Annotated in this window: 11 protein-coding genes and 3 pseudogenes; 8 read left to right on the top strand and 6 right to left on the bottom strand. The window is 48.9% G+C overall.

Annotated elements, in window-relative coordinates; all coding sequences use genetic code 11:
- Positions 1 to 28 precede the first annotated feature (28 nt).
- From Q7F15_RS16910 to Q7F15_RS16890, 5 genes are all read left to right on the top strand, one after another.
- On the top strand, positions 29 to 724 hold the full coding sequence (locus Q7F15_RS16910) for a PspA/IM30 family protein (RefSeq protein ID WP_304414706.1): 696 nt from the start codon (positions 29 to 31) through the stop codon (positions 722 to 724).
- An 87-nt stretch (positions 725 to 811) separates the two neighbouring features.
- The gene (locus Q7F15_RS16905; RefSeq protein WP_171565070.1) at positions 812 to 1375 is read left to right on the top strand and encodes a class I SAM-dependent methyltransferase; all 564 of its coding nucleotides are present in this window, start codon (positions 812 to 814) and stop codon (positions 1373 to 1375) included.
- A 30-nt stretch (positions 1376 to 1405) separates the two neighbouring features.
- A complete protein-coding gene (gene liaF, locus Q7F15_RS16900) occupies positions 1406 to 2260 on the top strand; it encodes a cell wall-active antibiotics response protein LiaF (RefSeq protein ID WP_304414705.1) in 855 nt (284 codons plus the stop codon).
- A gap of 13 nt (positions 2261 to 2273) precedes the next feature.
- Positions 2274 to 3434 carry a HAMP domain-containing sensor histidine kinase gene (locus tag Q7F15_RS16895; protein WP_304414704.1) on the top strand — a complete coding sequence of 387 codons (1161 nt, stop codon included), beginning with the start codon at positions 2274 to 2276 and terminating at the stop codon, positions 3432 to 3434.
- The gene (locus tag Q7F15_RS16890) at positions 3431 to 4060 is read left to right on the top strand and encodes a response regulator (protein WP_171565067.1); all 630 of its coding nucleotides are present in this window, start codon (positions 3431 to 3433) and stop codon (positions 4058 to 4060) included. Before Q7F15_RS16895 ends, Q7F15_RS16890 begins: the two co-directional genes overlap by 4 nt.
- Positions 4061 to 4118: 58 nt before the next feature.
- On the opposite strand, the pseudogene Q7F15_RS16885 reads toward Q7F15_RS16890, so the two are convergent.
- Positions 4119 to 5240 (bottom strand): annotated as a pseudogene (locus Q7F15_RS16885) (IS3 family transposase).
- Between the two features lie 361 nt (positions 5241 to 5601).
- On the opposite strand from Q7F15_RS16885, the gene Q7F15_RS16880 reads away from it, so the two are divergent.
- Positions 5602 to 5907 (top strand): sigma factor-like helix-turn-helix DNA-binding protein, encoded by a 306-nt coding sequence (locus Q7F15_RS16880; RefSeq protein ID WP_304414703.1) that lies wholly within the window; start codon positions 5602 to 5604, stop codon positions 5905 to 5907.
- A 106-nt stretch (positions 5908 to 6013) separates the two neighbouring features.
- Here the strand turns inward: Q7F15_RS16880 and istB are convergent, their stop codons facing one another.
- Entirely contained in the window at positions 6014 to 6781 is a 768-nt protein-coding gene (istB, locus tag Q7F15_RS16875; protein ID WP_304414513.1) for an IS21-like element helper ATPase IstB, read from the bottom strand.
- Positions 6778 to 8000, bottom strand: a pseudogene (istA, locus tag Q7F15_RS16870) (IS21 family transposase). The gene istB and the pseudogene istA overlap by 4 nt, the downstream one beginning before the upstream one ends.
- 260 nt (positions 8001 to 8260) lie before the next feature.
- Here istA and Q7F15_RS16865 point away from each other — a divergent pair.
- Complete coding sequence (locus Q7F15_RS16865; RefSeq protein ID WP_304414702.1) at positions 8261 to 8455, top strand: hypothetical protein; 195 nt, start codon at positions 8261 to 8263, stop codon at positions 8453 to 8455.
- 265 nt (positions 8456 to 8720) lie between these two features.
- Here the strand turns inward: Q7F15_RS16865 and Q7F15_RS16860 are convergent, their stop codons facing one another.
- Complete coding sequence (locus Q7F15_RS16860; protein ID WP_230076618.1) at positions 8721 to 9941, bottom strand: IS256 family transposase; 1221 nt, start codon at positions 9939 to 9941, stop codon at positions 8721 to 8723.
- A 197-nt stretch (positions 9942 to 10138) separates the two neighbouring features.
- A complete protein-coding gene (locus tag Q7F15_RS16855; protein WP_304414701.1) occupies positions 10139 to 10879 on the bottom strand; it encodes a hypothetical protein in 741 nt (246 codons plus the stop codon).
- Between the two features lie 215 nt (positions 10880 to 11094).
- On the opposite strand from Q7F15_RS16855, the gene Q7F15_RS16850 reads away from it, so the two are divergent.
- The gene (locus tag Q7F15_RS16850) at positions 11095 to 11769 is read left to right on the top strand and encodes a membrane-bound lytic murein transglycosylase EmtA (RefSeq protein ID WP_304414700.1); all 675 of its coding nucleotides are present in this window, start codon (positions 11095 to 11097) and stop codon (positions 11767 to 11769) included.
- 136 nt (positions 11770 to 11905) lie between these two features.
- Here Q7F15_RS16850 and Q7F15_RS16845 read toward each other — a convergent pair.
- Positions 11906 to 12753, bottom strand: a pseudogene (locus Q7F15_RS16845) (IS3 family transposase).
- Between the last annotated feature and the right edge of the window lie 45 nt (positions 12754 to 12798).

Genomic DNA, 12798 nt, shown 5'->3' with positions numbered 1-12798 from the left:
TATGGTATGATGAGGAGGAGAAGTGACGATGGGTATCTTGAAACGCTTGCGTGATTTGACTGTGGCTTCGGTGAATGACGTGCTGGATTCTATGGAAGATCCGGTAGTAATGCTGAACCAGTACATGCGTGACATGGAAGTGGAGATCGGACAGGTGGAAGTGGCCGTCGCCCGCCAGGTGGCGCTGGAGAAGAAATTCCGTCAGCAGTGGGAAGAGGCGCTGGCCTTCGTGGAAAAACGGGATCGCCAGGTAAAACTGGCGCTTAGCGAGGGTGAAGACGAACTGGCGCGCCGCGCGCTTGCCGACAAGAAACAGTACGAAGCGCGTGCCCGGGAGTACGAGACGCTCTATCAGTCTGCTTCGGACGCGGCGCAAAAGATGCGCGAAAAGCTGGCTGAGCTGAAAGAAGAGTTTTACAAGATGCGGGCGAAAAAATACACCCTGATGGCCCGCGCCCAAGTAGCCAAGACGCAAAAACAGGTAAATCAGGCCATTGTCGGGATGGGGAGCGAAACGGCGAGCCGCGGATTTGCCCGGATGGAAGAAAAAGTGATGCGCATGGAGGCGGAAGCGGATCTCAGCGCCCAGTGGCGCCTGACCAACGCAGGCCTGGACCACTCGCTGAGCAAATGGGAGAAGGACGAGCTGGATGCGGAACTGGCGCAGATCAAAGCCTCCCTGCTTGATAAAAAGGAAACGCCACAGCATCCGGAACAAGCGTAAGCGAGAGGAACGGCGGCGTTTGATGTAGAATTGAACCTAAGGCAGCCTGGGAAACAGGCTGCTTTTCCCCTAGAGGAGGTCCTTTTTTTGTCAGACTTCTTGGTGTTTCTACGACGGTTTTTTGCCGAACCCGGCCGAGTCGGCAGCATCATCCCCAGCTCCCGGTTTCTCTGCGCGCGCATGCTGACCCATGTGGATTGGGCAAACGCTGGCGTCATCGTTGAACTGGGGCCGGGCACGGGCGTGTTTACGCAAGCCATTCTCCAAAAGAAGCGGCCGGACGCCCGTTACCTTCTGGTTGAGCGTGATCATCAGTTTCGGACCATGCTGCGCGACCGGTTTCCCGACGTGCCGATTCGGGAAGAGGCTTTAAAGCTTGGGCAGTATATGGAGGAAATGAGGTTGGGCAAAGCCGACGTAATCATCTCCGGCCTTCCGTTTGCCATCTTTCCGGAAACGCTGCGTACCGGCATTCTGGACCAAATTGAATCCGCGCTGGCCCCTGATGGGCTGTTCATCACGTTTCAATACTCACTGCAACTGAAATCGGAGCTGCAGGCGCGTTTTCAACGGGTCGAGACTGATTTCACGCCGTTGAACATTCCGCCTGCGTTTATCTATACATGCCGTAACAGTTTGGAAGGAAAATGAGCGGCATGGGGCGTAAGAGAGGAGACTCCTGTGAAACTGTCCCGCTTGCACAAAATGACGGCTGGTGTTCTGATCATCTTGACGGGCATTGGCCTGTTGCTCGACACCTTGCATATCATTTCGTTCAGTTTGTTTAGCCTGTGGCCGATGATATTGGTGTACGTCGGCGCGCGCATGTGGGAGAAGCGAAAACGCATCAGAGGCGGTCTTTTGGCCGGATTTGGCATCCTGATTGCGCTGGAGATGTGGTTCGGCGTGGGATTCCATGAGCTGTTCCATTTCTTCGTCCCTCTGGCGTTGATCTACTTTGGCTTCCGCCTGATCCGGGGGCGCTCGCAGCGGCGCGACGGACGGGTGGATACGCTCGGTGACATGAGCAGTTTCTCCCCGAAATGGGACGCGCCCGACGATAAGTCGTTTCACGATAAGGCGGCACGCTTGGCCAAGCCAACAGAATACGGGCCTGTCTACAAGGAACGGGTTAAGACCCATCACCCCGGCAGCATTCTGCGGCCCAAGGATACCCGCAGTTCCCTGATCGGCGATTTTCATCTTACGTCCGGCAGGTTTGAGCTGAATGAACTGCACATCTGGCACGGCATCGGGGATGTGGTGATCGACCTGTCGCGGGCGATGGTGATGCAGGAGGAAGCGTTCCTGACTGTCGACGGCTGGGTGGGGGACGTCACCATTTACGTGCCGGTCGACATGCCGGTTGCCGTTACAGCCGAGGTGAGCTTAGGCGACCTGGAAGTGTTTGGACACCGGCAAGGCGGCATCAGCCGCAGTGTGATGGTCCGCTCCGAGCAGTACGAGCAGGCCGCTCAAAAAGTCCATTTACAACTCTCGCTGCTTGTCGGCGATATAAAAGTCAAGTACATCTAGGGGGTACTGACCGATGCGTCGACAGCGATTAGCGAGCGTACAATGGCAGTATGTGCGGTTCGGCCTGATGCTGGTCATCGGCACGGTAACCGCCACGTTCCTCTGTTTCCTATTGATGCACATCGCCTGGGCCAACGATCCAAAGATCCGTCTCCTCTACTCGACATTGGTAGACGACCCGGAACTGAGCCAGTGGCTTGCCGCCAATCTGCAAATAAAACTGCCGGCGGAGCCGGATTGGGTGATCATGCTGGCAGCCTTTGCCGTCTCGCTTGCCGTGGGGACGGTGCTGGGCGTGATCAGCGGCTACATTTTCGGCAATCTGTTGAAAAAGCGGCTGTACGTGCTGGGCGAAGCGACCATGAATCTGAGCCGCGGCCGCTTGTCCTACCGCGTTCCCGATCTGGGCGCGGACGAGATCGGCGAGCTGGGCTGGCAGTTTAACCGCCTGGCGTCGCAGTGGGAAGAGCAGGTGGCGTCGCTGCAGCGGCTGTCCAATCACAACGCGGCGCTGGCGGAGCAGTTGAAACAGGCAGCCGTTACGGAAGAGCGGCAGCGGCTTGCCCGGGAGCTGCACGATGCCGTCAGCCAGCAGTTGTTTGCCATCGCGATGACCACGGCCGCCTTGAAGCGGCTGGTGGAGAAAAATCCGCAGCGCGCTGCCCAGCAGATAGAGCTGGTGGAGGAGATGGCGGCGGCCGCCCAGGCGGAGATGAGAGCGCTTTTGCTGCATCTCCGTCCGGCCACGCTGCAGAACAAGACCCTGAAGGAAGCGATCGTCGATCTGCTGGAAGAACTGTCGCGGAAAAATACACTCGCGATCTCCTGGGAAATCGAAGACGTCGAAGGCTTGCCCAGCGGCATTGAAGATCATCTGTTCCGCATCCTGCAGGAGTCCCTTTCCAACACGCTGCGCCATGCCCGCGCCAACCAGATCGCGGTGAAGCTGTTTACGCTGCAGGGACAGGTGCGGCTAAGGGTGACGGACGATGGGGTCGGGTTTAATCCGGAAGGCGAAAAACTGACCTCCTATGGTCTTCGGAGCATGCGCGAGCGCGTGGCGGAATTGGGCGGATCGCTTGACATTTACTCTGCAGTAGGCAAAGGGACGCAAATCGAGGTGCGCATCCCGGTGATGCCGCAAACGGAACAGGAAGGGAGTGAGCATCCGTGATTCGTGTATTGTTGGTGGATGATCACGAGATGGTGCGGATGGGCCTGGCCGCCTATCTGTCCACGGAAGAAGACATAGAGGTGGTGGCCGAAGCGGCGAGCGGAGAGGAAGGCGTACGGCTGGCGGTGGAGCTGAAACCGGATGTCGTCCTGATGGATTTGGTCATGGACGGCATCGGCGGCGTGGAAGCCACCCGCCGCATCCGGGAGCAGTGTCCCTCCTGCAAGGTGATCGTGCTGACCAGTTTCATCGACGACGAAAAGGTATACCCGGTGATCGAAGCAGGGGCGTTCAGCTACCTGCTGAAGACCTCGCGCGCTGCTGAAATCGCCCGCGCTATCCGAGCCGCCGTGGCCGGAGAACCGGTGCTGGAATCCCGCGTGGCCGGCAAGATCATGGCCCGTTTTCGCCACGGTCAGGAGCCGCTGCCCCATGAGCAGCTCACCCCGCGTGAGCTGGAAGTGCTGAAGCTGATCGGCCAGGGGAAATCCAACCAGGAGATCGCCGATGAGCTGATTATCGGCATCAAAACCGTCAAAACGCACGTCAGCAACATTTTGGCCAAGCTGGATGTGGAGGACCGAACACAAGCCGCCATTTACGTGCATAAACACAATCTCGTGTGACGGTGGAGTGCTGGGACTGCCCCCCGTCCGTAGGACAGGGATCAAAACACCTTAGTTTTTAAGCAACCAGTTGCCGATATTGAATCGGTGACTGGTTGTTTCGTTTCTTTTGAATGCGAATATGAATGTAGTCTTGCACAATCTGTTTAACGATGGTCGTCGTTGTACAGGTAATATCTTCGAGATAGAATGTTTCAGACTTTAGTGTGGAATGAAACGATTCTATCGGGGCATTATCAGCAGGTGTACCTTTACGGAACATGCTCATGGTAATGCCTTTTTCCTTTACCGCGAGATGTATAAACCGATCCTTGATCGCTATGTAACATGCAGTTTGTCACTGCTGGCAACTGATTCAATGTTATAGATAACCAAACTTGTACCTTGTTTATCCCCAATACTGTATGCGATGATCTCACCATTGTACAAGTCCATGATGCTCGATAAATACAACATTTTACTGCCGAAAGGCAGATAAGTAATATCCGTAACAAGCTTTTGCAACGGCTTTTCAGCATGAAAATTCCGTTTCAACAGATGATCAGCAACCTGGTGCGGTTGCCCGGTTCCCTTTCGCTTTTTGACTTTCACTCTACATTGCAAGCCTTCTTCTCTCTAATTCGTTGTACTCGTTTATAATTCACTTGGATCTCCTGACGTAGCAGTGCGGTGATTTTTCGGTATCCATAGCGAAATTTATGGGCTATGCACAATTTCCGAATTCGAGTGAAAATTGGATTGGCAAACTGCTGTGTATTTCGTTGATTTTTCCATCGATAATAGCTGGAACGAGCAATACCTAGCCATTTGCATGCTTGTTTTACAGAGACCTCTCCCTTTAAAAAGAATCCATCCACTGAACTGCGGCTTCTGGTCACACCTCCTTTCCCACTCCTTGTACTTTTTTAAGACATCCAATTGTTGCTTTAAGAAACGATTTTCTTGTCTTAACCTTTCAACTTCCGTGGCATACTCTGGGCCTTTCCCATATGCGTACGGTTTGCCTACCGGTAAAGCGGTGAGTTTAGCCATTTCTGTACCAACGTAACCATGTTTCCACCTGTGTCTTGTTCTTGATCTCAAGTTGCTCCCTTACTTCTTTTACGGGTACACCTGCCAGCCTCATTTCAACAGCCTTTAACTTGATCTCAGCGGGATAACTTACTACTCTCGTGGCCACTTAAAAAACACCTCCAAGGTTGTCTCCATATCTTACGACATGGATGCAATTTCTTGAAGGTGTTTTGATTTGTCTCACGTTGTGGGCAGTCCCGTAATCTATATGGAAAACTGGTAGTTGCTTTTTATGCCTATTATTTTCCTATATTGTTAGAAGTTGCTTTAACAAATGGAATTAAAAAGGAGGTGCTCGGTGTCACAGCAAAATTTATTCAATATTAAACAATTAATTTAAAAAATATGGATCTATTGAAAAATTTAAGTGTGTTGTATAATAAGAACATATGTTCTATATTTCTGGAGTGATTTACCAGGCGGTGATGCTTTTGACTGACGAGATGATGAAGGAGAACTGTAAAAGAGTGTTGAGACGAATCGCTTGGCGTCTTCAGTATGTCTCAAGAAAACGCTACACCCGCGAGGTGGCCATGATCGAACAAGTAATGGGTGAAGATTCGATGGGTACAATAGTATCTCAAGTCTACATTGAGCAGTTGTTACATCAACTTCCTGATAAAGCTCGTTATATTATCAAGAGTATCATCATTGACGGCATGACGGAGGAGGAAGTGGCCCGAAAGCTTAAAATGACAAGGCAGGGAGTGAACAAATGCAAAAACAAGTACTTACGCCAATTGGCACAGAAACTGAGTCATTCAGCACAATAGTAAAAAAGGCTCAATTAGGAGATAATCAGGCGCTGTGTCAACGCCGACTTTATTTTGACCCACCATCGCCGGTTTAGAATTGACCCACCCGGCGATTTTTTGTTGGTTAGGTGGTAGAGGGGGAGCCGTAGGCTCCAGTCCTCATCTTCTCACGAAGGCGGTAACTATTCCCCCTAATGTTGACGATGTGGGAATGGTGTAAGAGTCGATCCAGAATAGCTGTAGCAAGGATCGGATCGCCCATCAGTTCCCCCCATTCACCGAAACTCTTGTTGCTGGTCAACAGAATACTCCCTTTCTCGTATCTTGCACTTACTACCTGGAAAAAGAGGTTAGCTGCCAAACTGTCAAACGGTAAGTAGCCAATCTCGTCAATAACGAGGAGCTTTGGTCGAATATAGATACGGATGCGTTTATCCAGCCTGTTTTCCGTGTAAGCTTTTCGCAGATCTTCGATGAGTTGCGAGAGACTGACAAAGTAAACGGATATCCCTTGCGAGATGGCTTCTACAGCCAACGCCACCGCCAGATGACTTTTTCCTACTCCGGGAGGCCCTAAGAACAAGACATTCTCGTGTCGGGTTACAAAAGTCATCGTGGCCAGCTCTCGAATCAACCGTTCGTCAATGCTGGGTTGGAAAGCAAAATCAAAATCCTCCAGCGTTTTTCGGTAAGGCAAGTGTGCAAGTTTGGTGCGTACCTCCATATTCCGTTTTTGACGTTCCGCTATCTCGGCATCAAGGAGCGTGTTGAGAAAGGACAGATAGGTGGGCTGTCCATGACTTGCCGCTTCCAAGTGAGCATCCAAGAGTAGAGCCGCTTGCTGAAGTCCAAGTTCCTCGAGACGTAGCCGTGCCTGTTCCAGTTCGATCATGCTCCCACCCCTGTTAGCTGCTCATAGACATCCAGCGAACGCACTTCCACTTGCTGCGATGAAATCTGTCGGGCTTGCGGACGCGGATAGGCATATCCTTGAGCGGTCGAAAGACCTGCATACTGGTTTTCACAAAAAACAGTTGCGCGGGATCGATAGGCCTTTTGGTGTCGAGCAATACATGTGCCGTCGGCCCAGATTTCCACCCACCCATTCACTTCTCGAACGGTTACCTCACGTCCACTGTACCTCCATGGAACTCCATATCGCACACCATCGTAGCTAACAAATCCGTCTCGGCTGACCTGTCTTGGTTCATGCAAGTATTTTTCCCATCGTTCAGCTGAAGGGATAGGCGACAGATTTTCCTCACGGAGTCGGTCGATGGGACGTTCGCCGGTTGTTCCATGAATACGGCGGTTAATCCGCTCGCACCAGTGTAGGGCTTGTTGATTGAGATCCTGTAAATCAACGAAGCGTTTGCCAGGAAGAAAGTTGTTTTTTACGTATTGAACGCCTCGTTCCACTTTTCCCTTTGTTTCGGGGCGTCGAACTTTGCATACTTTTGGAACAAGCCCAATCGCTGCAGCAAAGTCGGCAAAAAGCGGATGCCAGCGAGGTTTTCGATCGTCTCCCATACCAAGTACGACGGTTTTCATCTGATCAGTCAGCATTACCTTTGGGATGCCTCCAAAATATTCAAAAGCATGAATCAAGCAACGAAGAAAGCTGTAGATGTCACAACGTTTTGTAAACTCGATATACGTAGCACGAGAGTACCCCAATACCATGACAAATACCGGCACTTTCCGGACGTTGCCGTCCAAATCTACGTAATCACACAGTCCCCAGTCGACCTGTGCATATTCACCAGGTTTCGTCTCGTAACGAAGAACAGCGGGAATGTGTTTGGGAGGACGGAAGTTCTTCACATAGTCTTTCAAGATGGTGCGTCCACCGGTGTATCCCTTTTCTTGTAGAAGATCGAATAAAACCTCGCAGTTATAGATACCTTCTTGAAGACGTTCCTGCAGGAACGGTTTATACGGATCAAGCTTGGAACCACGAGATTTACGGGTTCCCTTTTCGGGGAGGATTCACCCCGGAGATATCGGCGAACTGTATTTCGAGAATGTCCAGTTAGACGGGCAATTTCACGAATACTCTTGCCTTCTGCCCTCATGGTATGTAACGATATCACTATCCCACTCCTTAGCATGTGTCTCCCTCCGAAATTAACTTGCCGGTTAAATCCGAAGGGGATATATTCGCTAAGGGTGGGTCATTTTCATTCCGGCGAACCTGGGTCAATTATATCCCGGCGGTGACAGCTGATGAAGATCATCGACTTTCTTCAGCCGGACTTAGAATACCTCGCATGTTTTATCAAAATGTCGAAGGAAGATAGTATTCAAGAAATGATACTGGCAATGATAGAAGCGATACGCCACGGTGATCTTGGGTGTGGAGAATAATAAAATGGATTGGCAGACTGTTTTGGGAGCTGTTGTTTGCGTATTGACGCTTGTGGTAACTTGCAAGCATATAGAATTACAAATTCGTGTCAAAAATATATTGAGTCTGCGGTTGAAAGCAAATAGAGAGAACGAACTGTTTGAACGAAAAGGAGAAGTTCCGCAGGAAGGGGAAACCTCCAAGTCAAAGGAGTTGTAAAAGGGCAGAGAAAGAATGAATGTGCGATAATCTTTTTTGCTTACCCATAATGCTTACGTTCACAAAACGAAAGAGGTGAAAGGAATATTATGGAACTAGTTTTAATTGTTTCTTGCATTTTACTGACCCTTGTCGGTAAAGGACAAATTACTCTTGCCAGGCGCATCAAGCATTTAAAATGATGGTAAGGGTTACACCGGACTGCTGTACCTCACATAATAAGGGTCTGTCAATGATTTTGTGTAAACTCCAATAGCCGTTAGGCTCAGCGGAGATATGGTTGAACTCGCTCCGGAAACTGAACGGACAGTTGTAACAGAATTTGGCCCCAGTTCTGAACTCTCCCCGTCCACTTTCGTAACACATCCATGGTTGCCAGGTAGAGCATTTTGAGCAGGGCTTCGTCTGTAGGGAAAATGGCTTTTCCTTTGGTGACTTTTCTCAGTTGGCGATGGTAGCTCTCAATGACATTGGTTGTGTAGATCAGTTTGCGAATTTCGGGTGAGTACTTGAAGAAGGTGGAGATTTCCGCCCAGTTCGTACGCCAGGAACGGACAATAAGGGGGTACTTTTGTCCCCACGTCTGCTCGAATTGATTCAGTTCTTCCAAGGCGGCCTCTTCCGTGGCCGCTTTATAAATCGGCTGCAGGGCCGACGTGATCTTCTTGATGTCTTTGTAGGAAACGTATTTGATCGAGTTGCGAATCTGGTGGATGATGCACTTCTGGATTTCCGTGATGGGATAGCAAGCGGAAATGGCCTCGGAGAAGCCGCGAAGATTGTCCACACAGGTAATGAGGATGTCTTGCACGCCCCGGTTTTTCAACTCGTTTACGACATGAAGCCAGAACTTTGCCGATTCATTTTCCCCGATCCAGATGCCAAGTACATCTTTGTGGCCTTCCAAGTCAATGCCAATGGCCATGTAGGCGGCTTTGTTGACGATGGCACCGTCTTGTTTCACCTTGAAGTGAATGGCATCCAGGAACACGACCGCATATACCGCCTGCAAAGGACGGTTTTGCCATTCTTTGATCAGCGGGACGATCTTGTTGGTCACGTTGGAGATGAGGGTAGGAGAAACCTCGATGCCGTAGAGCTGCTGCAGGTGATCCTGAATGTCGCGGGTAGAAACACCCTTGGCATACATGGCAATGATTTGGTCTTCGATACCCGTCACGTTCGTTTGGTTCTTTTTGACGATGGTCGGCTCAAACTCACCGGCCCGGTCACGCGGAACCTGAATGTCCACATCGCCGTACTCGGAACGCACCTTTTTCTTGCTGTAGCCGTTCCGGCTGTTGGTGGTTTTCTTGTTTTTCGTGTCGTGCTTGGCGTAGCCAAGAGATGTCTCCAGTTCGGCTTCCAGCATCTCTTGAAGGGTGTCGGCAAACAACTCCTTCAGGGCCGATTGGACGTCTTCCACCGATTGCATGTTCTTTTCCTTGATCCACTGCTTGAGTTGCTCTTTGGTCATCAGGCTCATGGGCTCTCCCAACCTTTCTTAGAATTCATTGTACTCTATTTTGAAGGTTAGGAGTTTACACAAAATAGTTTATAGACTCCATAATAAACAGAAAAGCATCCCAATTCACCTAAGAATGGTTGGGATGCTTATTTTTGTTAAGTTGGTAGAGTATAGAGAGCCCAAAGGCTGCGGAATTGTATCAGCTAATCCGTAAGTCATTCTTCTGCTTGTACTGACGGTTCATTCTCCTGAAAATTGGTTCTCCCAATCCCTTTAAGTAGATTCGGGAGACTTGCCAAATCATCGGTATAAACAATCACCTGGTAGATCCACTGATGGCGTGGAAAAACGAACCAGAACTGATCATTCCTCTCCAGATCTACTGCAATAATCCGTCCGTCTCTTATCTGCTCTGATTTTAAAAAATCCATAAGCTGCTGTAGTTTTGCCGTGGGTACAGATAACGGTTCTGTGCTGTTAAGATTGAGCACCCAGTACCCGGTTATTCCGTCAGCCTCGTATTCGAGCAGCGTGTTGCCATACAGGCGCAGCTTGGGCGTGAGTTCTCGTACATCGTTGAGGTCAACCTGAAACATCTCTCCAACCTGTTCACGACTGGGCAGTTCACGCGATTTCAGGCTTTGTTCATAGCTGAAGAAACAATCATGAAGGGTGTGAGGGTGCTGCAAGTTTGCATGTTCCTCATGGGTGAGAATCCGAAATTCAGGATAGCGGTACAACTCGTACTGCAGACTATCTCCAGAAACCGTGTAGACGAACTCAAAGGTTTGTTCTTGCAGGTTTGGCAAGAAAAAATCTGCGGGAAATTGGACGGTTTCTCTTATCTTTGTATTCTGTTTCTCTCCGGATGCAGAGAATTCTTTAGGAGTCCCCAGGCAAATAAGAAACAGGCACGTAACGAGTAAAAATGAGTACACCGTTACCGTTTTATGCAAAGAGGCCCTCCTCCTGTGCAGATTTTTTTCATTGTAACGAATGGTACTATTTTAGATTTATTTTCTAGAAATGTCAATACTTTACGTTCGGAGTTCAATTCATGGAGAAAAAAATGGTTGCGTATTGTCTTCTATTTTTTCCTAGATAGCTGAAACGACTAATTGACCGGTCAAACTGTCGTTCTCAAATTAGTGAGGAATGGGAGGAGCATTGCATGCCATTTACTGTGGAAGTTTGTCCGCCTTGTTCAGAATCAGGTTGGGAAGTGCACGATATCCGCAATAAAATGATTCGACAGTGGAGAACATATGCAAACAGATGGGGCCAACACTTTGGGGTCAATCCTGGTTTGATTCTCGCTGTTATCAGCTTAGAGTCAAATGGTAATGTTGGGGCTGGAAGAGGAACTTCTTATGTTGGATTGACCCAAATTGGACAGGGGATCCTGGACATGTACAACAAAGCGAAAAAAACGTCTTATAAGCTAACAGATTTAACTGGGGATGGTCCCACTATCAAAACCGAATCTGCAGCAGCCGACCTAGCTATTAAAATTTTTGCAGAGTTTATATCGAACGCGTTAACAGCATTAGACGCTTCTACCGATACGTATCCACTAGACCGATTGGTGAAAGACGCAACTACAAATTGGAATGGAAGTATTTGTAGTGGTACGTATACACTCACTTTTTACCCTTTTTCAGCAGAAAATGGAGGAACTGCTACTGGGCGGCGGATTCCCAATAACTTTAGTTGCTATGGAGAAAATATTTACAGATTAATGAATTACGCAAACTCCTGGTGCGGAACCTCCCCGTGGTACTCAAGAAGCCTTTCGGATATTACATTTAGCGATACCTATCGTAAAGTAGTAGGTAGGAAAGTCTAATATGCAGACAAGGGGTTGTCCCAAAAGTCATTTAGGATGACGGAGAGAGACACTATTCACATTGTAAATTTTGGTAAAATGGAAGTGGCCGGTACTGACCCCCATCTGTAAGACAGGGATCAAAACACCTTAGTTTTTAAGCAGCCAGTTGCCGATATTGAATCGGTGACTGGTTGTTTCGTTTCTTTTGAATGCGAATTGAGTTATAGTGATGAATGTAGTCTTGCACAATCTGTTCAACGATGGCAGTCGTTGTACAGGTTATATCTTCGAGATAACGTGGAATGAAACGAATCTATCGGGGCATTATCAGCAGGTGTACCTTTTACGGGACATGCTCATGGTAATGCCTTTTTCCTTTACCGCCTGTTGAAACGCATAAGATGTATAAACCGATCCTTGTCGCTATGTAACATGCAGTTTGTCACTGCTGGCAACTGATTCAATGTTATCGATAACCAAACTTGTACCTTGTTTATCCCCAATACTGTATGCGATGATCTCACCATTGTACAAGTCCATGATGCTCAATAAATTCAGCATTTTACTGCCGAAAGGCAGATAAGTAATATCCGCAACAAGCTTCTGCAACGGTTTTTCCGTGTAAAAATTACGTTTCAACAGATGATCTACGATCTGATGCGGTTGCCTGGTGACACCTCCTTTCCCACTCCTTGTACTTTTTTAAGACATCCAATTGTTGCTTTAAGAAACGATTTTCTTGTCTTAACCTTTCAACTTCAGTGGCAAACGCTGGTCATTTTCCATATGCTGTACTGTTTTCCTACCGGCTGGGTAAAGCGATGAGTTTCGCCATTTTTGTACCAGTAACCATGTTGTCACGTGTGTCTTGTTCTTGATCCCAAGTTGCTCCATTATTTCCCTTATGGGGATACCTGCCAGCCTCATTTCAACAGCCTTTAACTTGATCTTAGCGGGATCTTCTCGTGGCCACAGAAAAAACACCTCCAAGGTTGTCTCCATATCTTACGACATGGATGCAATTTCTTGAAGGTGTTTTGATTTGTC

It is taken from the genome of Brevibacillus aydinogluensis (assembly GCF_961514395.1).
Taxonomy (GTDB): Bacteria; Bacillota; Bacilli; order Brevibacillales; family Brevibacillaceae; genus Brevibacillus; species Brevibacillus aydinogluensis.
The sequence above is the reverse complement of the archived record's forward strand: the minus strand, read 5'-3'. Positions and strand labels throughout refer to the sequence as shown.